Here is a 21,250-nt window from a genome sequence, read left to right as displayed (position 1 = left end):
GCCGGTCAGACGACGTCGTCGCGTCGGCCCGCCAGCGCCGCGCCGGTCACCAGGCCGACCGCGATCGCGGTCACGATCGTGACCAGTTTCAGCAGGTCCGTGAAGCCTGCGATGACGTGCCCACCCGCGAGCGTGGTCAGCCCGCGCATGCCCGGCGAGCCGACGGTGAGAGTGAAGAAGCCCGGCAGCATCAGGATCAGCCCCGGCGGACGGTCCGGGCGGCGGCTCAGGGCGGTGGCCGCCGCCCCCAGGACGACGGCCGCGACGAACGTGCCGCCGGTCTCCCCGATCGCCTTGTGACCAGGGACTGCAGACCGACCGTGAGATAGACGAGCAGCAGCAGCGGCCGGAACATCCGCCGCGGGATCGCGAACGCCAGGACCGTGCCCGCGGTGAACACGATCCAGCCCAGGAACAGCGCCCAGCGCGCCAGATCCGCGTCGGCGGCGACATCGAAAGGGTCCGGGTCGAGGTGCCGGTGACCACCGGCACGAGCAGCACGGTCGTCTCGGCCCCGTAGGCCCGCGCGGTCCGCGCGACCGTCCCGCCGATCAGGTGCGCGCCCTCTCCCGAGGACCGCAGCAGTAGAGCGGTGAGCCGGGCGAGGTCGTCGACGAGGGCCGGGGCTGCACGTCACCCCGTGCGTCCGGGCGGATCCGTCCGCACTCCGGTTGCCCGTACGGCACGGCCCCTCACCCGAACGGCCTACCCGCGCTGCATGCCGCTCCCGGCCCCCACACGCTGGCGGGAGACCCGAACGCACCGCAGGGAGGGCGCATGGCCTCGATGGACGTACCCGCCGGCCGGCAACCGGCGGTCGCGGCGGAGAAGAACCGGGCGAGAGTGGTCGACGCGCCACGGCTGACCTGGCTCACCCTGGCCCTGATGACGACGGCCTCCGTCGCCAGTCTGCGTGCCGCCCCCACGATGGCCGTCTACGGCCTGGCCTGTGTGTTCCTCTACCTGGTGCCGGCGATCGTGTTCCTGCTGCCGACCGCGCTGGTGTCGGCGGAGCTCGCCTCGGGCTGGAACGGCGGTGTGTACCGCTGGGTGAGCGAGGGCCTGTCCAAGCCGCTCGGGTTCCTCGCCGTGTGGTGCCAGTTCGCGATGACGATCTTCTACTACCCGAGCCTGCTGGCCTTCGTGGCGAGCACCCTCGCGTACATCATCGATCCGTCCCTCGCCTCCAGCGGCCTCTACACGGCGATCGTGATCATGGTCCTGTACTGGACGGGCGTGTGGGTCTCCTCGCGCGGCACCAAGGCCCTGGCCGGGCTGTCCAGCTGGGGCCTGGTCATCGGCACCCTCGTCCCCGGCACGATCCTCGTCGTGCTCGGCATGGTCTTCCTCGCCCAGGGCAACCCCTCGGCCGCGCCCATGACGGCGAGTCACCTGCTGCCGGAGTGGACCGGCCTGGCCAGCCTGGTGCTGATCGTCAACAACTTCCTCTCGTACTCCGGCATGGAGATGAACGCCGTCCACGTGTCCTCGCTGAAGAATCCGGCGAAGGAATACCCGAAGTCGATGTTCCTGGCCATGGGACTCGTGCTGCTGATCTTCATCCTGCCCGCGCTGGCCATCAGCTGGGTCGTCCCGGCCGACCAGACCAGCCTGACCGCCGGGGTGATGCAGGCCTTCGACTCGTTCTTCGCGTACTTCCACATCGGCTGGATGACGCCGATCGCGGCGGTCATGCTGATCTCCGCGTCGCTGGCCGGGATGCTGACCTGGCTCGCCGGACCGTCCAAGGGCCTGCTGGAGATCTCCCGCAGCGAGGGCTATCTGCCGCCCTTCCTCCAGCGGCTGAACCGGTTCGGCGTCCAGCAGAACATCCTGGTGACGCAGGGCGTCGTGACCACGGTGATCGCGCTCGGATACGCGTTCATCCCGAACGTCTCCAGCGTGTACTGGATCTTCTCGACGATCACCACGCAGGTGTATCTCATCGTCTACCTGCTGATGTTCGTCGCGGCGATGCGCCTGCGGAAGAACCAGCCCGACCACCCGCGCGGCTACCGCGTCCCCGCCCTCAACGTGCTGTGCACCGTCGGTCTGCTGGCCTCGGCCGCGGCCATGGTCATCGGCTTCGTGCCGCCCTCGCAGTTCGGCGGCGGCAGCGTGTGGTCGTACGTCCTCATCATCGGCTGCGGTCTGGGCATCCTCGGCCTGCTGATCCCCTGGGCCTTCCTGAAGTTCCGCAAGCCGGACTGGCAGACGGAGGCCGCGCGCGAGGAGGCGGGGTCATGAGCCCCACCCGGTTCGCTTCCGAGCACAAGTGGATCTACGTCGGCGCGATCGTCGTGCTGCTGGCGTTCGTCGTGATCGGCCTCGTCAACTACGAGACCGTCAAGAAGACCAACAAAACCACGGACAAGGCGAACCAGCTCGCCGACGCGGCCGTCGACGCGGGCTACCCGCGCCCCGACACCGACACCATCGTCCGCGCCCTGGGCACCGACGGCGGCATCGTGTGCGAGAACCCCGGCGGCGCCCTGAAATCGGCTCTGTGGAAGATCAACGTGTCCAACGGTGCCGCGTTCGTCGGCCAGCGGCCGGTCGTCGGCGACACCAGGGCGCTGCGGGCCGAGGCGAAGATCATCGAAATCTACTGTCCGGAGAAACTCGACGACTTCCATGACCGGCTGGACGACCTGGAGACCGACGACACGGTGAGGCGGTGACGACGATGACCTCTTCCGCATCCGAAGCGACCGAACTGGGCTCGCGCATCGCCGCGTTGATGCCCCAAGCGAAGGCCGACCTCACCGAGCTCGTCGCCATCCCCTCCGTCGCCGACCCCCGCCAGTACCCGCCCGAGGAGTGCACGCGGGCCGCGCAGTGGGTCGCCGACGCCTTCACCCGGGCGGGCCTGCGGGACGTCCACCTCGCCGAGACCCCGGACGGCAGCCACGCCGTCCTCGGCCACCGCCCGCCCCCGCCCGGCGCGCCCACCGTCCTGCTGTACTGCCACTACGACGTGCAGCCCCCGCTCGACGACACCGCCTGGAACAGTCCGCCGTTCACCCTCACCGAGCGGGCGGACGGCCGCTGGTACGGGCGCGGCACCGCCGACTGCAAGGGCAACATCGTCATGCACCTCACGGCGCTGCGCGCGCTCGGCGAGGACGTGCCGGTGGGGCTGAAGTTCGTCGCGGAGGGCTCCGAGGAGCAGGGCACCGGCGGACTGGAGGCGTACGTCGGTCAGCACCCGGAGCAGTTCCTCGCCGACGCCCTGCTGGTGTGCGACACCGGCAACGCGGAGGTCGGCACCGGAACCGCGACCATCACCCTGCGCGGTCTCGCCAACCTCGTCGTCACCGTCCGCACCCTCGAGGGTGAGGTGCACTCCGGCATGTTCGGCGGCCCGGCCCCCGACGCGCTCGCGGCACTGATCCAGATGCTCTCCACCCTGCGCGACCCGGTCACCGGTTCGACCCGCGTCAACGGCCTGGTCTGCGACGGGACATGGGAGGGCGCCGGCTACCCCGAGGACCGGTTCCGCGCCGACGCCGGTGTCCTGGACGGCGTGTCGCTCACCGGCACCGGCACGGTCGCCGACCGGCTGTGGGCGCGGCCCGCCGTCACCGTCCTCGGCATCGACTGTCCGCCGGTCGTCGGTTCCGCGGCCGCCGTCCCGGCCACCGCCCGCGCCCGGGTGAGCCTGCGCGTCCCGCCCGGCACGGACGCGGACTTCGCCCGCGAGGCACTCAAGCGGCATCTCACCGAGGCCGCTCCCTGGGGCGCGAAGGTCACCGTGGAGCCGGAGGGCACCGGATCGCCCTTCCGCGCCGCCACCGACGGTCCCGCGTACACCGCTCTCGGCACGGCCATGCAAGAGGTCTACGGCGAACCCCTCGCCTTCCTCGGCCAGGGCGGATCGATCCCCCTGTGCAACGTCCTCGCCTCCGCCTTCCCGCGCGCCGAGATCATCCTCATGGGCGTGGAGGAACCCCGCTGCCTCATCCACGCCCCCGACGAGAGCGTCGACCCGACCGAGATCGAGCACATGGCGCACGTGGAGGCGCTGTTCCTGCGGGAGTTCGCGAGCACGAGGAGCAGGCGGAGCCGCTAGGCCGGTGCCGGTGGCACACCGCTCCCGAGGTTCCTCGTGCTCACCCGGGTCGCGTCGGGCGTCGCCCCGCTCCGCCGGACCCGCGGCCGCCCGGGGCGGCGACCGGGTGCGGGCGGGCGGGGGCCGGGCCGACATTCGTGCGGTACGCCACCGGACCCGGGTGGCGTAGACCCGGGTCCGGTGGCGTACCGCGCACAGGGCCGGACGCTCGGTGAGGCGGCCGTGGTCGGTGACGGTCCCCGGTCCGGCTAGTACCGCACCGCCCTCGCCACCGCCGCCTTCACCTGGCCGGACAGTGCGCGGTTGCTGCGGGCCGTCTCCTTGCCGGTCTTGCCCGCGGCCACGTCGGAGACGGTGGTGACGACGGTGTCGAGCCGGTTGCCCGCGGAGTCGGTGAAGTCGATCTGGACGGCGAAGGACTTCGAGGCGTCGGTGGTGTTGGAGACGGTCACCTCGACGGTGGCCCGGCCGTCCTGGTCCGTGTCCGGGGTGCCGAGTTTCACGTCGGACTTCACGTCGACGCCGCCCTTGATCTCGTCCAGCTTGCGGCTCGCCGACGCCGAGGCCGACGCGAACGCCGACGAGGCCTCCGAGGCGAAACCGGAGGCGAGCGAGGACGCGGCCGCGGTGGCCTCCCGGCCCAGCGACTCGGCCGCCGAGGCCGCCTTGCTGGCCGCGGACGACACCGACGAGGGGGTGTCGTCGTCCGAGCAGCCGGTGAGCACGGTGGCGCAGCAGATCGCCGCCGCCGTCAGCAGCACGCCCTTGGTGCGTGGCATCTTGTCTCCTCCTGAGGGGGTCCCACTTGTGAGGGGTCCCGCGGGCCTTCCTCCAGTGAAGGGGCGGCGCCGCCGGTCCGCATGCCGGGTCACCCGTACGGCGCACCCCCGTGGTGGCGGCCCCCGTCCGGACGGATGGTCGGTGCAGTGCAGTGCAGAACACCGACTCAGAGACGGGGTGGCGCCATGAGCGATCAGCCGCACTCCCAGCCGTCGCAGGGGCCCCGGGTGTGGGACCCGTCCCACCAGGGCACCGGTTCGCCGGGCCTGGGCTCGCCCCCGCCGGCGGGGGGTGGACTGGTCACCGGCGGGGTCGTCTTCGGCGGAGTGCTCATGTTCGTGAGCGGCTTCCTCGCCGTGTTCCAGGGCATCGCCGCGATCGCCGAGAACGACGTGTACACCCGGGTCGCCGAGTACGCCTACGAGATGAACCTCACCGCCTGGGGCTGGATCCTCGTGATCGTGGGCGTCGTGGCCGTGCTGACCGGCTACGGGCTGCTCAGCGGGAGCGAATGGGCCGGGTGGGCCCGTATCAGCGGCATCGCGCTGGCCTCCCTGAGCCTGATCCTCCAGTTCCTGTTCCTGCCGTACGCGCCGTTCTGGGCGGTCATCCAGATCGCCATCGACGTGTTCGTGATCTGGGCGCTGGCCGCCTACCGCCCCCGGCAGGCGTAGCACGTCCCGGGCACGCTTCCCCGCCCCTCCCGACGCTTCCCCGCCCCTCCCCACGCGTACCCGGCCACCGTCCGCGGTCAGGGCAGCGCGGGTGCTCCGGTCACCTGGACGTCCTTCCGGCGCAGCCAGGGCAGGGGCGGCACCGCGGATCCGACGTACGGGGTGATCCGCACCTCGAAGTGCAGGTGCGGGCCGGTGACGTTGCCGGTCGCGCCGGAGAGGCCGATGCGCTGCCCGGCCGTCACGCGCCCGCCCTTGCGCACGTCGATGCGCGAGAGGTGGGCGTACTGCGTGAAGTAGCCGTCGCGGTGGCGGATCACGACCTGGTTGCCGAAGCCGTCGCCGCAGGTCGTCGCGCGGACGGTGCCGGAGCCGACGGCGTACACGGGGGTGCCGGAGTCCACGGCGAAGTCCTGGCCGGTGTGCCGGTGCGCCCAGCGGGAGCCCTTGGCGGCATAGCCCGCGGACAGCCAGTAGCGGCGGGTCGGGGCCGTCCAGGGGTGTGCGCGCCGCTCGGGCGGACGGCTCCGGTCGCCGAACGGACAGCGGCTGTCCTGCCCGGACGGGTCGACGGCCACCGGATCGCCGGAGTTCCTGCCGGTGGCCCACAGCAGGTCCCACAGCCCGGCGCGGACGGCCTTCCGGCGGCGCTCGGCGTCCTTGACCTGCGTGGAAGAGGCGTCGGACTCGCGCAGCCGGTCGACCCGCTCGCGAGCCCGCTCGTGTGCGCGGACGGCACGCGCGGTCTCCCTGCGGAAGCCGTCGCCGCGGAAGCCGTCGCCGCGAACCTCCTCGCTGCGAAGCCCCTTGCCGCGGAAGCCGTCGCCGCGGGCCCCGTCGGTACCCGCTCCCGCAGGCACGGCGGCGAGCGCGAGCAGCAGGAGGGCGAACAGGGCCGCCCCGGTCGCGCCACGGAAGCGCGCCCGCGTTCGTGGGCGGCGCGCGTGGTGTTCTCGTCCCATCTTGGGATCATCAGACCGGTGGGGCGGCCCACCGCGGCACGCGGCCCGCGTGGCGGCCGGGTTCAGCCGAACGGCCCCCCGACCAGCGACCGGTACACGGCCGACGACCGCGGATTGCCGGAGCACCGCCACACGCCGTGCGGGCAGTAGTCGCTGATGGTCTGGTACAGCGGCCGGTGCTCGGCGAACCAGGTGAGCATGCCCCGCACGTACTCCGGGTTGTCGCCGTTGCGGTAGAGCCCCCACTCGGGATACGAGACCGGCTTGCCGTGCGCCCGCGCGAAGCGCACGTGCGCGGCGAGGCCGTACGGCTCGGCGACCTGTTCCTCGAAGGACATGCCGTGAGGCTGGTCGTAGGCGTCCATGCCGATGACGTCGACGTACCGGTCACCGGGATAGCACTCGTTCCAGGGGACGGCGTCCAGCCCGCGACTGGGCGTGAACTCGAACCGGAACCGCTGCCCGCCGTCCACGGACCGCACGGCGCCGACGATCCGCGCCCAGTACCGCTTCCAGGCCTCCGGGTCGGGCCCGCACCGGTGCGTGTAGGTGATCCCGTTCATCTCCCACCCCACCACCAGCACGGCATCGGGCACCCCGAGCGCGACGAGCCGCCGGGCCAGCACCCGGAAGTGCTCGTCGTAGTCCCCGCGTGCCCCCGCGCGCAGCTCCTCCCGCACGACCCGGTCGGGCACATGCTCCTCGGTGCGCTCGAGCATCGGCACGTTGAGCACGAACATGCGGTCGGCGCGCTCCTGCCGCCACCGCGCCCAGTACTCCAGATACCCGGGCGCCCCCTCGATGTTGCTCCACCGGTCGCCCGGCAGATACGCGTGCCCGACCCGGGGGGTGGCCGCCCCCAGCCACCCGTCGAGCGCCGCGATCCGCCGCACACCGGCGTCGTCGTACCCGACGTACGCCCCGAAGGCCCCGGGCGGCGCGCCGACCCCCCGGCCGACCGGTACGGAGGCCGGCCCGACGAGCAGGGCGCAGGCGACGAGGAGCGCGGTCAGCGGCGCCCGAAGGGAGCGAAGGGAGTGAGGGGAGCGAAAGGAGCGAAGGAAGCGGAACACCGGCTCATGATGGAGCCGCGGCCGCCTCCCCCACCCCGAACCCGCCCCGGAACCACCCGGACCGGGGACGGACGGGGCGACGGACCCGGCGACGGACAGGGCGACGGCGGAGTCAGGAGCGGGCCGCACGCACCAGGAACACGTCCACGGCGTCCTCGTGGTCGAACGTGAAGCCGTGCCGTTCGTAGAGACGGCGGGCCGGACTGCCCCGAAGGACGTCGACGCGCAGCCGGAGCGCCGAGCGGTCGGCCGTCTCGACCAGCTCCCGCAACACGGCGGTGCCGATACCGCGCCCCTGCGCGTGCGGCGCGAGATAGAAGTGCTCCAGCCAGTGCGCGTCGTCCGCCGGACGCAGGGCCACACAGCCGGCGAGGACGCCGTCGACCTCGATGATGCGGGTGTGCGCGGGCACGAACCCGTCGCGCAGCCGCTGCCGTACCCGGTGGTCGTCGTAGCGCCCGAGCCGCTCCAGATCGGCCCGCATCGCCACCGCCCGCACCTCCGCGACGGCCTCGACGTCGTCCGCCGTGGCCGGTCGGGTCACCCAGTCCGCCATGGGGCAGATGCTACGGCCGCAGTGCGGCAACCCGCCGCGGGTCCGGCGACGACCCAGGGACGAACGAACGCGAAGGCAAGTGAATCCCGTTCCCCACACGAGGAGTTCACCATGCGCAAAGAGCCCGCACGGCACCCCGTCCGTCCCGCGAGGCATCCCGCGAGGCATCCCGCAAGGCTTCCGGCAAGGCCCCTCGCCCGACTGCTCACCGTCCTCGCGGCACTCACCGCCCTCCTCTTCCACGCGACCGGTGTCGCGGCCCCCCGAGCCGCGGCCGCCGACGAGTGGAACCCGCCGGGCAACCTGGTCCAGCCCCTGAACGAGGTCTGGAACCACGTCTCGACGACCTACCCCGACCTCTACGGCTTCCGCAACTACGGCTGGGACCAGGTCATGGCGAACAAGGGCAGCATCAACTACTGCGTCCGCTGGGAGTCCGACGCCCCCGTCAGCACCACCCTGCGCGACCAGATCCACGCGGCCCTGAAGAAGCAGTTCGCCAAGTGGATGGCGGCGCAACTGGAGAACGGCCGGGCCTATGACAACTGGCCGTACACCACCGTCCCGGTCAACATCGTCGGCTGGGCGGTGAAGAACCGCTCCACCCTCCAGTGGACCGACAACTCCGTCGACATCTACTCCGGCGTCCTCGACGGGGCCGGCGCCCCGCAGTGCGCCCCCGACTGCGGCCGCTTCTTCCACCAGGACGCCGACTACTCCAAGTGCCCCGGCGGCACCGCCCGCCACTACGACCAGTCCCTCTGGCTCACCAAGGGCTTCCAGGGAGGCGCCGGCGGTGACTGGGGCCAGCGCGTCGGCCAGGAGTACTTCACCGGCGTCCTGAACCAGGAGAACATCCACATCTACCTGCACGAAGTCGGCCACACCTTCGGCCTCGACGACTTCTACGACTGGACCCCGACCGGCCAGTGCTGCTTCCTGATGAACGCGGGCAGCGCCACCCGGATCACCGACTTCGACAAGTGGATGCTCCGGGACTTCTGGCGCCACCTGAAGCCCCGCTACAACCTCTGACGCTCTTCGGCCGGTTTCTCGTCAACAGGCAACCCTGGCACACCATTTACCTCTCTCACAGGTTGCTCAAAGCTCTGGCCGGCGTCCGTGGGGTGTGTCGGACCGGCCGGAGGTCTGGGCTGTCCAGTCCGATGCCACTGACCATGGCACTCGCAGACGAGGAACCGATGACCAGATCGCTACACCGCAAGGGCCTCAAGCGCACGGCGTTCGCCGCCGGGGCCGCGCTCACCGTCGTGGCCGCCGTCGCCGGGTCCGCTCCCGGCGCCGGGGCCGCGCCGGCGAGCCCGGCCGGGACGCCGAAGCTCAAGCTCGTCGCCGCGTCGAAGGCCGTGACCGCCGACCGGTACGAGGGGAACTCCGGGGTCTACCTTGACCTCGGTACGTACGTCACCGTCGACAACGCTCCGCTGGAGCTGAAGGTGACCCGTAAGTCGTACAAGGACCCGATCGTCGCCCAGCAGATCCTGCGCAACGGATCGAAGGTGACGACGAAGACGCTGCCCGCCGGGCTCGTCAAGGACTTCGGCGGCCTCCCGGACTTCCTGGAGGTCTCCATCAAGAACGCGGCCGGGGTGGAGGTGCAGAAGAGCAAGAGCAACTTCTGCCTGAACAACGCCTCCGGCCGGCTGCGTCCGGACGCCCCGGCCACCTCGCACTATCCGGAGAGCTGCTCCACCAACCCCTTCACGCTCGGCTCGGTCTGGGGAGTGGAGAAGGGCTGGGCGGCCAACACCTCCGCCTTCGACTACGACAGGCCGGTCGACCTGGCCGCGGGTGAGTACACCGTCAAGGTCGGGGTGGCGAAGAAGTACCGCGACCTGTTCGGCATCCCCGACGACCGGCCGACCATCGCGCTGACCGTCCGGGAGATCAGCGACGGCGGGGAAGGCGGAGCCGGCGGGGCCGGCCTCACCGCCCACAGTGCCACCACCGGTGGCGGCCATGGCGCGTCGCACGACATGGCGGGCATGGCAGGAATGGAAGGCATGGCCGGCATGGGGGGCGGTCATCACTACGGGCCCCGTGGCGCCGACGCCCCCACGCCCTCCGCGCTCTCGCACGCCCTGGAGGCCCGCGGTCTCGCCCACCACCTGGGCGACGGCTCCGGTCACACCGACGGCTCCCGGATCGCGCCCGCGCTGAAGTCCGCCACCAAGCGGCCCACCGGGCGTGCGGGCGTACCGGCCAACGTGCCCAAGCCGGACCTGCGTTCGCTGCCGGCCTGGGACATCGCGGTCACCGACGGCGAGGACGGCGACGTGGCAGGCAAGGACTACCTCGCCTTCAGCGCCAACGTCTGGAACGCCGGTCCCGCGCCGCTCGTCGTGGACGGCTTCCGCAAGCCGGGCGCGGACCTGATGGACTCGTACCAGTACTTCTACGACGCCAAGGGCAAGCAGGTCGGGTACGCCCCCGCCGGAACCATGGAGTGGGACCCGCGCATCGGCCACGAGCACTGGCACTTCACCGACTTCGCCAGCTACCGGCTGCTCGCCGCCGACCAGAAGGAGATCGTCAAGAGCGGCAAGGAGGCGTTCTGCCTCGCCAACACCGACGCCATCGACTACACGGTGAAGAACGCCAACTGGCACCCGTACAACACCGATCTGTCGACCGCCTGCGGCCAGCAGAACTCGATCTCCGTGCGGGAGGTCCTCGACGTCGGCTCCGGTGACACGTACACCCAGTACCGTCCCGGCCAGTCCTTCGACATCACCGGCCTGCCGAACGGCACCTACTACATCCAGGTCATCGCCAACCCGGCGAACCGCCTCCAGGAGACCGACACCAAGAACAACGTCTCCCTGCGCAAGGTCGTCCTGGGCGGCACCGACGGCGCCCGGACGGTCTCGGTCCCGCCGGTCGACCTGATCAACGCGCCGTAGGCGTCCGTCTCCTGACCCACCGGACCGTCGGTCCGTCCTTCGGGCCGTCGGTCCGTCTCTCGGGCGGTCGGTCCGTCTCTCGGGCGGTCGGTCCGTCAGCCGGGCCATCGGTCCATCCGTCCATCCGTCCATCCGTGACGCCCCCGCGGTGACCAACCGCGGGGGCAACCCTCGGGAGGCTCTGTGAGTCTCCTGAGTCATCTGTGCTTTTCAGACGTATTCCCGCACGCGTGTAGGGTTCCGACGTTCGGCGGTGACCAGCGCCGACGATCCGAGCACGGTGTACGGGGTGAAGACAGCCGAGGCGGAGGAGCGAGCGCCGGTGAGCGGGACGAGGAGGCGTGGGCGTACTCCGGAGGAGGCGGCCGGCCGCGGCAGCAGGAGCAGGACGGGCGCGCCCGGCAGGACGCGGCTCACCAGGCGCGGGCGGATCCTCGCGTGGGGCGCGGGTGTCACGTCCGTCGTCGTCCTCGCGGTGGGCGGGGTCGGGGCCTGGGTCTACAACGACCTGAACAACAACATCAACTCCGCCGACGTGGACGACAAGCTGGGCGAGAACCGGCCCGAGAACCTCAGCCCCGGCTCGAAGAACATCATGATCGTCGGATCCGACAGCCGCGACGGCGCCAACGCCAAGTACGGCAAGGACCTGACCACCATGCAGTCCGACACGCTGATGGTGCTGCACATCCCGGCCGACCGTAAGTGGGCCTCGGTCGTGTCCTTCCCCCGCGACTCCTGGGTGCAGATACCCAGTTGTGAGAAGGGGGACGGCACCTCGTCCTCGCCCCACCACTACAAGATCAACGAGGCGTTCGCGCTCGGCGGCAGCAACGGCAAGGTCGGTGAGGCCGCCGCGTGCAGCATCAAGACCGTCGAGGCCAACACCGGGCTGCGCATCGACCACTTCATGTCGGTCGACTTCTCCGGCTTCAAGGGCATGGTCGACGCGCTGGAGGGCATCGAGGTCTGCCCGAAGCAGGCCATCCACGACGAGAAGTCCCATCTGGACATGGAGGCCGGCTGCCAGACCGTCAAGGGCGAGAAGGCGCTCGGCTACGTCCGGGTCCGCTACAGCGTGGGTGACGGGTCCGACATCGGACGCATCGGACGTCAGCAGGAGTTCATGGACGCCCTGGCCAAGAAGGCCAAGTCCAAGCTCACGAGCCCCGACGCCATGTACGGCTTCCTCCAGTCGATCACCAAGTCGCTCACCACCGACCCCGACATGGCCGGCATCAAGCCGCTGTACGGGCTCGCCGACGAGCTCAAGGGGATACCGAGCGACCGGCTGAGCTTCCTCACCGTGCCCAACTACGGCCGTGAGGCCGACCAGCCGACGGACAAGGCCAACGTGGTCTGGCAGTACCCGCAGGCCGCCGACCTGTTCACCTCCCTGGCCAAGGACAAGGAGGTCACCAAGCCGCAGCTGGAGGCGGCGAAGAAGAACGTGGTGTACGCCTCCAGTGTGCGGGTCCAGGTGCTCAACGGCACAGGGGTCTCCGGACGCGCCGCCGCCGTCGCGGAGAAGCTGAAGGACGCCGGATACACCGTCACCGGCACGGGCAACGCCCCCCGGACGGTGGCCAGGACGACCGTCACCTACCCGACGGGCCTCGACAGCCAGGCCGCCGTCCTCGCCTCCCGGCTGCCCGGCCGGAAGGCCACCGCCGACGCTTCGGCCACCCCGGGCGTCGTCACCCTGGTCGTGGGGCCCGAGTTGAAGGTCGGCGACGTCGCCTGACGAGGCGTCCGGCCTGACGATGTACATGGTCAAGAGCACCCCGGAGATGGGGTAAGCTTGATCTTGAGCCGGTCACCGGAAACAAAAACGGTGAACGAACTCATGCGTTGGTCGTCCAAGGAAAGACGCCCCGCTTCCTGCGGGGAAATGCAGGTGCAAGGCCTGCCCGGCGCTCCAGTTCGAACGAGTCCCATCCCGTGTCAGACGGGGTGGGACTCGTTCGTTTTCCGGGTGCGATGCGATGCGCGGGGCGGGGCGGGGCGGGGCGGGGTGGCTCGGTGACGCGAGCCGTCGGCCGCGCGGGCCGTGCCCCGGTCAGCTCGGGCTGAGGGCGGCCGTGAGCCCGGCGGCCGGGACCGGCGTCCGCCGGGGGCGGACGATCGCCGTCGCCGTCGCCGTCGCCGCCGCCTTAGCGGCCTTCGCCGTGTTCGCCGCCTTGGCCGTCTGCGCCGTCTCGTGGTCGGTGCCTGTCGCGAAGACGAACAGACGCAGGATCACGAAGCGGCCCGTGCCCGCGAGGCCCGAGGCCGAGAGGTAGACGAGCTGCTCGGTGAGCATGCCGGGGGTGGGCTGGAACGTGTGGAGGGTGAACACGGCCACGGAGGTCGCCGCGTAGGCGGCCGCCGCCGAACCCGCCGACTGCCAGTGCCGGCGCAGGCCCGCGCGGCGGCCGGTGCGGAAGGTGTACCGGGCGTGGAGCTCGGTGCACAGGACCGTCGAGGCGGCGGTGACCAGCGCGTTCGACAGGGTCCACGGCATCAGCACCGCCAGCAGCGGGACGGTCGGGCCGGAGAGGACTCCGGTGCCGCCGCCGAAGACCACGAAGCGGGCGAAGGAGGTCAGCGACTTCACGGCGGTTCCTTCCACGGCGGGTAACTAGCTTGCTTAACTCAGGCAACTATAAATAGCTTGCTTGACTTACGCAAGTACAAGCTCAAGAGGGAGGGCCCTGGTCGGCCGGGAGACTTTCCTCCCGGCCGACCAGGGCCCTGAACCACCAGGTCAGGCCTTCCGGCCGACGCCGTCAGCCGTCACGTCGAGTTGGCGCTCGAGCGGCCGAAGAACTCGATTTCGGCTATCGACACCTGCTTGCTCCCGGACGCCATGTACGACGACTCGATGGTGAAGCGGACCTTGGTGACATCCCCCACCCGGAAGGCGCGCCGCTGGCCCCCCGAGCTCTGGTCCAGGGTGATCTCCCGGGTCGTCGTCTTGCCGTCCTTCAGGGTGATCGTCGCCTTGAGGCGGTGAGGGAGGGCCGACTGGTTGAGCTGGTCGGGGCGGACCGACGTGCCCGAGGTGATGATCAGGTCCAGCAGGCGGGTCGGCTCGTCGAAGCGTGCCTCGATCCACTCACCCTCGCCCGACTGCGAGACACCGGGACCCCACCAGCTGTTGTTGATCTTGTCGAAGGCCAGCTCCGGCTTGTGCCCCGGGTAGGAGCGCGAGGCCGCGAACGAGTCCGGGGCGACCGGCGCGCGCTTGGCGAAGTGGTCGCGGGTGGCCTGGATCGCCTCCGGCGTGTTCATCGCCGCGACGATCACGAGGGTGAGGACGACCGCCGCCACCACCCAGCTGAGGATGCGGTCGAACGTCCGGCGCAGGCGCGGGCGGTCGCCGGCCCAGGGGGACGCACCGTTGCGGTTGAACAGGCGACGCCACCAGGGAAGGCGGATCGAGGAGCGGTCCTCCAGCGTCATGGGCATGGCGCAGCGGACGCAGAAGTGCCGGTCGGGGTTGTTGGGAGTGGCGCACCAGGGGCACGCGACGCCGTACTGCTCGCCCTGGACGGGTCCGGGCGCGCGTACCTGCGGCCGGTCCGCGACCGGCCTGCCCGGCAGGACCGGGGCCACGGACGGCGGCGCGGCGGGGCGGGGCTCCGCGTCGGCGACGGGGACCAGGAGCGAGCGGGCGCGGGCGGCCATCGTGTCGCCGAGGGCGGGAGCGGGGGCGGCCGCCGGTACGGGAGTGGTGGGGGCGGTCCGGTCGGGGGCGTGAGCGTGGCCGGGTGCTTGTGCGGAGGCCGGTGCCGCGCCTGACGGGGCGGCGGTGCCGTCCTCCGGCGGGATGACCGGCAGGGGAGTTTCCGTGGTGTCCTCGTCGTCCGGGTCGTAGTCGTCGTCTGCGGCGGCCGGGGTGCCGGCCTGGGTGGAGGGCTCGGGTGGGGCGTGGGGCGAGGCGGGCGCCGACGTGTTCGCCGCCGCCGTACCGGAGACGGCGCGGTGGGCCGGAGCCGGAGCCGGAGCCGGAGCGGGAGCGGTGGTGGCGGAGGCGGAGGCCGTGCGGGAGACCGCACCGGCGTCCGGTCCCGCGGTGCCCGACGGCTCCCCGGTGCCCTCCGCGGGGCGGTACCCGGCACCGGATCCGCCACCCACGGCCCCGGAGCCGGGACCCGGTCCGGACCCGGTTCCGTGAGCGGAGGCCGCCCCCGTCCCGGAACCCGACCCCGAGCCGGAACCGTGAGCGGACGCCGTCCCGGACCCGGAAGCCGAAGCGGACCCGTAGGCCGCCGTCCCCGCCGCTGCCCCTGCCCCGTCGCCCGTCCCGGGCCCGGCATCCGACCCGGGTCCGGTACCGGGGTCCGACCCCGCGCCCGACCCGGACCCACCGGTCCCCGACCCGGACCCCGAGCCGGGGGCCGTCCCGGTGCCCGCGCCGGGACGGGCCGAGGGGCGGTCCGTCCAGCTCAGTACGGCGCCGCAGGCGTCGCAGAACGACTGGCCGGGCTCGGCCCGCGTGCCGCACTCGGCGCAGTTCTGGGTGGTCATCTCTCCGGGGTCCTTTCGGCGGCGGTCACCTTGACCGTGTACGGCATGTGGGCGGGGCGGGCGGCGGCCACGAGGGTGTCCAGGCGGTGCTCGTCCGCCGGGCCGGGATCGGGCAGCCGGATCGTGACGTGCAGGTGCGGCCGCGGTTCGCCGGGGACCGGGCCGAGCGGCCGGGCGCTCCACTCGGCGCCGCCGCTCTCGGAGATCTCCGGCTCCACGCCGAAGGCCAGCCGGACCGTCTCAGACAGGCCGCGCCGGGTGCCGCGCACCCGGTGCAGGTAGGCGGCCGCCGCGACCGCGGCCCGCAGCCTCGGTTCCGGTTCCGTGCCGTCGGTCTCCGCGCCGACCCAGCTCGCCAGCCAGCGGGTGAAGTCGACCGGGGCGAGGGCCGGGTCGAAGTAGGCGGGCAGGCAGTCGAGGACGTTGAGGATCGGGGCCATCACCTCGTCCAGGCCCCCGACGAAGCGCTGTGCCAGGTCGTCGTCGGCGAAGACGGCCGGGAGCATCGCGCCGATCGGCACGGAGGAGCCGAGTCCGTCCACCGAGCCCCTCAACGTCCCGTTCCCTTCCGTGCGTCCGGGCCGCTCATGCGCCGTCCCCGATCACGCGCACCCGGTGGTCGTAGGAGAACACCAGGGCGGGGGCGGCCAGGTCGATGCGGTCGGTGGCCTCGCCGCGCTTGCCCGTCAGCGGGTCGGCGGGGTGCAGCATGACCTGGTCGACCAGCTCCACTCCCGGGACGCGTTGGAGGACGGCGAAGACCTCGCCCGACTGCACCGGGCGGCCGAAGGGCCAGCCCTTGCCGTCCGCGCCGCCGATCAGCGGGTCGAGGTGGCGGTAGAGGGCGTCGTGGGCCTGGCGGCGGACGCGGTCGGTGTCGACGCCCCGGAAGGCGTGCACCGTCGCCACCACCGTCACGCCCTGGTAGTAGGGCGGGCCGACGGCCAGCCTGGTGCCGATCAGGCGGCGTTCGTCGAGATGGCGGGTGATGCGGTCCAGCAGGGAGTCGCCGGGCACCAGTTGCTCGAAGCGGAGGCGGCCGCCGGGGTCCGGCACGGCCTGCGGGACCACCAGCACCCGTACCGCGTAGGAGCCGTGCTCGTCGGGCTGCCCCTCCAGGCAGGTGATGCGGGCGGTCTCGGGGGCGGCTCGGCGGGCGAGTTCCTCGTAGTCGCGCAGGGTCACGGCCCGCTCCTGGGCGCGCAGGGTGATCGGTGCGCGCAGTTTCGCCTCCTCCACCGTCTCGCCGTCGACCCCGCCGCGTGCGGCCTCCCGGTTGACGACCTCCGAGACGTACGGGACGGAGGTGCGGAGCACCTGGACCGCGCCCCGGGCCACGTTGCCGGCGCGGCCGCCGCCCGTGCGGTAGCGGCGGGCGCGGATGACCGAGCCCTTGGGGGCGACGGCGCCGTACTGGCGGAGTTTGCCGTCGGGTTCGCGGACGGACGGGCCGAAGGCGATCTCGCCGGTGGCCGCGTCGAGGGTGACATGGCGGTCGTCGGGGCCGGAGGCGGCGAAGTGCGGGACGACCTGCCAGTCGGACCAGCCCTCGTGCTCGGCGGTCTGGAGCAGGAGCGGCGGGTCGTCGCCGACGACGGGGGCGTGCGCGAGGGCGAGGTGCTGGCCGGGGAGGCCCGTGGACTCGCCGAGGGCCTCGTCGTAGACGGTCTCGGCGTGCACCGCGGGCGCGGTGCCGCCGACCGTGAACACCTCGGCGGACCGCACGGTCGGAGAGGTCGTGTAGAAGGGCTGGCCGGGGAGGGGTTCGGTGACCCGGCAGCGTAGCCAGCCGGCCTCCTGGCCGCCGGAGCGGGACAGGACGTGGCCGCCGGTGATGTGCAGGACGACCTCGCCGGGGCGGTTGAGGCCGCCGGTGCCGTCGCGGTCGATCTCGCACTCCTGCCAGCCGTCCTCGGTCCACGCCTCCCAGACCAGCGGGGGCTGGCGCGGGTCGACGCCGACGCCGTCGACGCGGCTGTCGAGTTCCAGGACCACCGCGCAGTGCGGGACGGCCGCGCTCAGGCCGAACAGCATGCAGTCGCCGGGCTGCGGCGCCTCCGCGAAGCAGAGCAGGTCCTTGCCCTCGGCCAGGTCGGTGGTCCGGTCGGTGACCGGCTCGCCCCGGTGCTGCACGACGAGGCGGTTCAACTGACTCGGCACGACGGTGAGTTCGCGTTCCGTCGCGAAGACGACGGCCTCCTCGCTCTCCGTGCGGACCGTCGCCACCTCGGTGCCCACCGGCAGCAGGACCGGCTCGTCCTGCGGCGCGGACAGCCAGAAGGTGACCTCGGTGCGGGCGGCGGACGGCGGGAAGAGGCGGATGCCGACCAGGTCCAGGAAGGCGAGGTGGTTCTTGTCGGGGACGCGGTTGAGGCGGTAGACGATCTGGTCGGCCATGTGGGCGACCGTCTCGACGAGCGTCACGCCCGGGTCGGAGACGTTGTGGTCGGTCCACTCCGGTGCGCGCTGCTGGATGTAGCGCTTGGCGTCGTCGACGAACTGCTGGAAGCGGCGGTCGTCCAGGTTCGGGGAGGGCAGGGCCATCAGCGGTCGCTTTCGGAAGCCGTACCGGACGGACCGGGAAGACCCGGCTCGTCATGGGACGGAATGACGTAGAAGGGGAAGACGAGACTGCGCGGATTGTTGGTGCCGCGGATCGCGTACTGGACGTCGATGAAGAGCACGCCCTGTTCGGCGCCGGCGGTGACCTCGACGTCGGTGACCTCGATGCGCGGCTCCCAGCGGTCCAGGCTGGTGTACACCTCGTGCTGGATACGCCCGGCCGTCGCCTCGTTGACCGGGGCGAAGACCAGGTCGTGGATGGCGCAGCCGTACTCGGGGCGCATGGGGCGTTCGCCCGGCGCGGTGGCGAGGATCAGCCGGATGGCCTCCTCGATCTCGCGCTCCCCGCTGACCAGGGCGATGCCCCCGGTGGGGCCGATGCGGAGCGGGAACGCCCAGCCCGATCCGACGAATTGCTCGGCCATCAGAGGGCCACCTGCCTTTTCCTGATTCTCACGGCGTGCCGTCCGCGCGTCACGGCAGCGGGTACGGCTTGGCGTTGACCATGACCATGCCCTGGAGCATGAGGGTGGCGGCCCGGATGCCCACGTTGGCGGTGGAGTTGATCTGGACGGTGGCGCCCGCGCTGAACGTGGCGGCGCCGCCCGACTTGAGGTTGAGCAGCCCCGCCGCGTCGACCGACACCATGCCCGTCATCGACCTGATGTTGATCAGGTTGCCCCTCAGGGTGATGGAGCCGCCGCTTCTGATGGCGATGTTGCGGCCGGCGGTGAGGGTGAGGTCTGTGCCCGCCTTGACGGTCACCGAGCGGCTGCCCGTGATGCTGACGGTGCCCTTGCTGTCGACGGTGATCTCGGTCTGCGCCCGGTCCAGGTTGATGACGAGTTTGTCGTCGCCGCTGGTCAGCCGCACGCCCTGCTTGCCGCCCGTCCGCTGGCTGAGCAGGTCCACCCGGTTGCCCTCGCGGTCGGACAGGGTGTGCCGGGAGGCCCGCTGCCGGGCGCCGTCGTGCAGGGGCACGTCCTTGACGGGGGTCGGCTTGTCCTTGCCGTTGTACAGGCCGCCGATGACGTAGGGGTGGTCCAGGGCGCCCCGGTCGAAGCCGACCAGCACCTCGTCTCCGACGTCGAGGGGGAAGATCGAGCCGCCGCGCTTGCCGCCCCACTGCACCACGCGCGTCCAGTCGCTGACGTAGGCGTCGTCGAGCCAGGGGAACTGGAGCTTGACGCGGCCCTGCTTGAGCGGGTCGCTGACGTCGGTGACCAGGGCGTTGGCGGTGCCGGGGAGGTTCAGGCCGTTGGAGGCGTTGCCGCCGCCGGAGGCGAGTCCGTACAGGGACCGCCACTGCCGTCCGCTGACCGTCACCCAGGCCTCGTAGTGCTTGCCGTCGCCGAAGACGTGCCGTACGGAGGTGGCGGTGTACTTGCCCTCGAAGGGGGCGCCGACGTCGGCGAGGGTGACGGGCAGCCCGGGGCGGAGCTTCGGGGTGCCGCGCGCGATGACCTCCAGCTCGGCGAAGGAGCCGGTGACGTCGTCGGCGAGCGCCTCGGCGGCGAACTTCACCTCCGACTGCCGGTCGTACGGCGTCTGCGCGTCGACCAGCTTGGCCGGCTTGAACTTGGCTGCGGCCTCACCGGGGGTGGTGCCGATGCTGATGCCGGGGTTGGTCCTGGCGGGCGCGGTCGCGGTGAGCTTCTTCTTGGTCGTCACGTCCCAGCCGCGCGCCTCGACGGTCGCGACCTGCTCGGCGGCGGTGACGGCGGCCCGCAGGCGGAGGATGTCGGTTCCGGCCTTGAGGACGAACGGGCTCTTGTCGCCGGGGGTGGAGGTGGGCGGCGCGCCCGACGCGGGGTCGGGCTTGACGAACTGGAACTTGCCCTTGGCGTCCACCGACATGACCATCTCGTTCTCGTCGGCCAGCCGGGCGAGGAAGTCCCAGTCGGTGACGTTGGCCTGGCTGATGAACTCGTAGACGGTCTTGGTGGACTGGATCTTCCCGACCGGGACGCCGTCCTGGGCGGCCAGCTTGCGGGCGATGTCGGAGGCGCTCTGGTTGCGGTACGCGGCGACGCGGCGCTGGCGCATCAGCCGGTGGCCGAAGTCGTAGCCGCGGATGACGGTGAAGGTGCCGGTGCCGTCGTAGTCGGCCTCCAGGCCGCACACCTCGCCGGTGAGGAGCGGGTCGGAGGCGCCCTTGCCGTCGGCGATCGGGGCGAGGACGACGGGGGTGCCGAACTTGACGCCCAGCTTGCCGAGGACCAGACGGCCGGGGTCGCGGAAGGTGAGCCGGAACGCGGCCGGCACCCCGAGGCCCTGGTCGACCCAGCCGTCGACGAGGAGGGGCGCGATGTCGACGGGCAGGGGGCCGCCACCGAGGGTGACCTGGATGACGCTGGAGAACGCGGACTGGACCACTAGTGGCGCACCTCCTCGGTGGCCGGCATGACCAGTTCGATGCCGGTCGGCAGGCGGGAGGGGTCGTCGATGCCGTTGGCCTCGGCGATGGACCGCCACGCGGAGGCGTCGCCGTACTCGCGCCAGGCCAGCGACTGGAGCGAGTCACCGGCGACGACCCGGTGCACGCGCTGCGCGGTGAGGGCGCCGGAGGTCGGGTTCTGGCCCTTCGTCTTGCTGGGGATCTCGTGCAGGCGCACCTGGCAGGTGGCGCGGATCGGGACGCCGGTCGTGCCGAACAGCGAGTACGTGACGTCGATGCTGCTGACGTAGGAGGTGAAGCGGGCCGTGGAGAACGAACCCCACTGGAAGACCACCCACGGCGGCGAGGGCTGCTTGGCGGCGATGCTCTTGGTGGTGACCTCGCAGCACTCCAGCAGCGACTCGACCTTCTTCAGGACGGTGTTGCTGCCCGGCTGGTCCGAGGTGTCGAGGAAGATCTCGACGGTCATCTCGCGGGGCTCGGGACCCATGAACTCCGGTACGGAGCCGTCCCGGACGGCCGCCGTGGGGGTGACCTTCCACTGGGCACGACGGCCGAGCTGGAGCTGCGCCGGGTTGAAGTCGAACCCGAAGGATTTGATCAGCCCGCCGGGGGTCGTGCTCGTGCCCACCGGCGGTTCGTGGATCGCGAGGGTGGCACGGACCAGGCTCTTGCCGGCGCCGCCTTTGCTTCCCTTGGCCATGGCTTGTACTCCCTGCCTCGTCCTGGTCCTGGTG

19 protein-coding genes are annotated in these 21,250 nt (G+C 71.7%); 7 read left to right on the top strand and 12 right to left on the bottom strand.

The window, feature by feature from the left end:
- Positions 1 to 5: 5 nt before the first annotated feature.
- The gene (locus ASD48_RS36600) at positions 6 to 191 is read right to left on the bottom strand and encodes a hypothetical protein (protein WP_057606194.1); all 186 of its coding nucleotides are present in this window, start codon (positions 189 to 191) and stop codon (positions 6 to 8) included.
- A gap of 586 nt (positions 192 to 777) precedes the next feature.
- On the opposite strand from ASD48_RS36600, the gene ASD48_RS36595 reads away from it, so the two are divergent.
- The 3 genes from ASD48_RS36595 to ASD48_RS36585 are packed head-to-tail and all read left to right on the top strand — an operon-like array spanning position 778 to position 4,072.
- Positions 778 to 2,247 (top strand): APC family permease, encoded by a 1,470-nt coding sequence (locus tag ASD48_RS36595; protein ID WP_057606193.1) that lies wholly within the window; start codon positions 778 to 780, stop codon positions 2,245 to 2,247.
- The gene (locus ASD48_RS36590) at positions 2,244 to 2,681 is read left to right on the top strand and encodes a hypothetical protein (RefSeq protein ID WP_057606192.1); all 438 of its coding nucleotides are present in this window, start codon (positions 2,244 to 2,246) and stop codon (positions 2,679 to 2,681) included. Before ASD48_RS36595 ends, ASD48_RS36590 begins: the two co-directional genes overlap by 4 nt.
- Positions 2,682 to 2,686: 5 nt before the next feature.
- The gene (locus tag ASD48_RS36585; protein WP_057606499.1) at positions 2,687 to 4,072 is read left to right on the top strand and encodes a dipeptidase; all 1,386 of its coding nucleotides are present in this window, start codon (positions 2,687 to 2,689) and stop codon (positions 4,070 to 4,072) included.
- 248 nt (positions 4,073 to 4,320) lie between these two features.
- Here ASD48_RS36585 and ASD48_RS36580 read toward each other — a convergent pair whose 3' ends face one another.
- A complete protein-coding gene (locus ASD48_RS36580; protein ID WP_057606191.1) occupies positions 4,321 to 4,851 on the bottom strand; it encodes an FxLYD domain-containing protein in 531 nt (176 codons plus the stop codon).
- 186 nt (positions 4,852 to 5,037) lie between these two features.
- Between ASD48_RS36580 and ASD48_RS36575 the strand changes: the two genes are divergently transcribed.
- Positions 5,038 to 5,526 (top strand): hypothetical protein, encoded by a 489-nt coding sequence (locus tag ASD48_RS36575; protein ID WP_057606190.1) that lies wholly within the window; start codon positions 5,038 to 5,040, stop codon positions 5,524 to 5,526.
- Between the two features lie 77 nt (positions 5,527 to 5,603).
- On the opposite strand, the gene ASD48_RS36570 is transcribed toward ASD48_RS36575, so the two are convergent.
- The 3 genes from ASD48_RS36570 to ASD48_RS36560 all read right to left on the bottom strand — a co-directional run bounded on the left by ASD48_RS36570 (position 5,604) and on the right by ASD48_RS36560 (position 8,117).
- Positions 5,604 to 6,488, bottom strand: a complete 885-nt coding sequence (locus tag ASD48_RS36570; RefSeq protein WP_057606189.1) for a M23 family metallopeptidase — start codon at positions 6,486 to 6,488, stop codon at positions 5,604 to 5,606.
- A gap of 62 nt (positions 6,489 to 6,550) precedes the next feature.
- Positions 6,551 to 7,561: a glycosyl hydrolase gene (locus ASD48_RS36565; RefSeq protein ID WP_057606188.1), complete on the bottom strand. Its 1,011-nt coding sequence runs from the start codon at positions 7,559 to 7,561 to the stop codon at positions 6,551 to 6,553.
- A 112-nt stretch (positions 7,562 to 7,673) separates the two neighbouring features.
- Positions 7,674 to 8,117: a GNAT family N-acetyltransferase gene (locus tag ASD48_RS36560; protein ID WP_057606187.1), complete on the bottom strand. Its 444-nt coding sequence runs from the start codon at positions 8,115 to 8,117 to the stop codon at positions 7,674 to 7,676.
- Between the two features lie 111 nt (positions 8,118 to 8,228).
- On the opposite strand from ASD48_RS36560, the gene ASD48_RS36555 reads away from it, so the two are divergent.
- The 3 genes from ASD48_RS36555 (at position 8,229) to ASD48_RS36545 (ending at position 12,785) form a co-directional block, all read left to right on the top strand.
- Positions 8,229 to 9,152 (top strand): hypothetical protein, encoded by a 924-nt coding sequence (locus tag ASD48_RS36555; protein WP_063887540.1) that lies wholly within the window; start codon positions 8,229 to 8,231, stop codon positions 9,150 to 9,152.
- A 167-nt stretch (positions 9,153 to 9,319) separates the two neighbouring features.
- The gene (locus ASD48_RS36550; protein ID WP_242432842.1) at positions 9,320 to 11,041 is read left to right on the top strand and encodes a lysyl oxidase family protein; all 1,722 of its coding nucleotides are present in this window, start codon (positions 9,320 to 9,322) and stop codon (positions 11,039 to 11,041) included.
- Between the two features lie 430 nt (positions 11,042 to 11,471).
- Complete coding sequence (locus ASD48_RS36545) at positions 11,472 to 12,785, top strand: LCP family protein (protein ID WP_057606496.1); 1,314 nt, start codon at positions 11,472 to 11,474, stop codon at positions 12,783 to 12,785.
- Between the two features lie 315 nt (positions 12,786 to 13,100).
- Here the strand turns inward: ASD48_RS36545 and ASD48_RS36540 are convergent, their stop codons facing one another.
- The 7 genes from ASD48_RS36540 to ASD48_RS36510 all read right to left on the bottom strand — a co-directional run bounded on the left by ASD48_RS36540 (position 13,101) and on the right by ASD48_RS36510 (position 21,216).
- Positions 13,101 to 13,637, bottom strand: a complete 537-nt coding sequence (locus tag ASD48_RS36540) for a hypothetical protein (protein WP_057606185.1) — start codon at positions 13,635 to 13,637, stop codon at positions 13,101 to 13,103.
- A gap of 179 nt (positions 13,638 to 13,816) precedes the next feature.
- The gene (locus ASD48_RS36535; protein ID WP_242432841.1) at positions 13,817 to 15,160 is read right to left on the bottom strand and encodes a zinc ribbon domain-containing protein; all 1,344 of its coding nucleotides are present in this window, start codon (positions 15,158 to 15,160) and stop codon (positions 13,817 to 13,819) included.
- Positions 15,161 to 15,549: 389 nt separating this feature from the next.
- Positions 15,550 to 16,107 carry a phage tail protein gene (locus tag ASD48_RS36530; protein WP_057606184.1) on the bottom strand — a complete coding sequence of 186 codons (558 nt, stop codon included), beginning with the start codon at positions 16,105 to 16,107 and terminating at the stop codon, positions 15,550 to 15,552.
- Positions 16,108 to 16,138: 31 nt separating this feature from the next.
- Positions 16,139 to 18,097 (bottom strand): putative baseplate assembly protein, encoded by a 1,959-nt coding sequence (locus ASD48_RS36525; RefSeq protein ID WP_057606183.1) that lies wholly within the window; start codon positions 18,095 to 18,097, stop codon positions 16,139 to 16,141.
- Positions 18,097 to 18,540, bottom strand: a complete 444-nt coding sequence (locus tag ASD48_RS36520) for a GPW/gp25 family protein (RefSeq protein ID WP_020132881.1) — start codon at positions 18,538 to 18,540, stop codon at positions 18,097 to 18,099. Before ASD48_RS36520 ends, ASD48_RS36525 begins: the two co-directional genes overlap by 1 nt.
- Positions 18,541 to 18,589: 49 nt before the next feature.
- Positions 18,590 to 20,491 (bottom strand): VgrG-related protein, encoded by a 1,902-nt coding sequence (locus tag ASD48_RS36515; RefSeq protein ID WP_057606182.1) that lies wholly within the window; start codon positions 20,489 to 20,491, stop codon positions 18,590 to 18,592.
- Entirely contained in the window at positions 20,491 to 21,216 is a 726-nt protein-coding gene (locus ASD48_RS36510) for a LysM peptidoglycan-binding domain-containing protein (protein WP_057606181.1), read from the bottom strand. The genes ASD48_RS36515 and ASD48_RS36510 overlap by 1 nt, the downstream gene beginning before the upstream one ends.
- Positions 21,217 to 21,250 lie beyond the last annotated feature (34 nt).

Origin of the sequence: Streptomyces sp. Root1310 (assembly GCF_001426425.1) — a bacterium.
Classification (GTDB): domain Bacteria; phylum Actinomycetota; class Actinomycetes; order Streptomycetales; family Streptomycetaceae; genus Streptomyces.
Note: the sequence above shows the minus strand (reverse complement) of the source record. Positions and strands in the feature narration are given on the sequence as shown.

What these genes read in the sequence shown, in the direction of transcription:
- ASD48_RS36570 (WP_057606189.1), bottom strand. Translation starts at nt 6,488, where the DNA reads ATGGGACGAGAACACCACGCGCGCCGCCCACGAACGCGGGCGCGCTTC.
- ASD48_RS36585 (WP_057606499.1), top strand. Translation starts at nt 2,687, where the DNA reads ATGACCTCTTCCGCATCCGAAGCGACCGAACTGGGCTCGCGCATCGCC.
- ASD48_RS36510 (WP_057606181.1), bottom strand. Translation starts at nt 21,216, where the DNA reads ATGGCCAAGGGAAGCAAAGGCGGCGCCGGCAAGAGCCTGGTCCGTGCC.
- ASD48_RS36580 (WP_057606191.1), bottom strand. Translation starts at nt 4,851, where the DNA reads ATGCCACGCACCAAGGGCGTGCTGCTGACGGCGGCGGCGATCTGCTGC.
- ASD48_RS36560 (WP_057606187.1), bottom strand. Translation starts at nt 8,117, where the DNA reads ATGGCGGACTGGGTGACCCGACCGGCCACGGCGGACGACGTCGAGGCC.
- ASD48_RS36550 (WP_242432842.1), top strand. Translation starts at nt 9,320, where the DNA reads ATGACCAGATCGCTACACCGCAAGGGCCTCAAGCGCACGGCGTTCGCC.
- ASD48_RS36590 (WP_057606192.1), top strand. Translation starts at nt 2,244, where the DNA reads ATGAGCCCCACCCGGTTCGCTTCCGAGCACAAGTGGATCTACGTCGGC.
- ASD48_RS36575 (WP_057606190.1), top strand. Translation starts at nt 5,038, where the DNA reads ATGAGCGATCAGCCGCACTCCCAGCCGTCGCAGGGGCCCCGGGTGTGG.
- ASD48_RS36555 (WP_063887540.1), top strand. Translation starts at nt 8,229, where the DNA reads ATGCGCAAAGAGCCCGCACGGCACCCCGTCCGTCCCGCGAGGCATCCC.
- ASD48_RS36595 (WP_057606193.1), top strand. Translation starts at nt 778, where the DNA reads ATGGCCTCGATGGACGTACCCGCCGGCCGGCAACCGGCGGTCGCGGCG.
- ASD48_RS36520 (WP_020132881.1), bottom strand. Translation starts at nt 18,540, where the DNA reads ATGGCCGAGCAATTCGTCGGATCGGGCTGGGCGTTCCCGCTCCGCATC.
- ASD48_RS36600 (WP_057606194.1), bottom strand. Translation starts at nt 191, where the DNA reads ATGCTGCCGGGCTTCTTCACTCTCACCGTCGGCTCGCCGGGCATGCGC.
- ASD48_RS36525 (WP_057606183.1), bottom strand. Translation starts at nt 18,097, where the DNA reads ATGGCCCTGCCCTCCCCGAACCTGGACGACCGCCGCTTCCAGCAGTTC.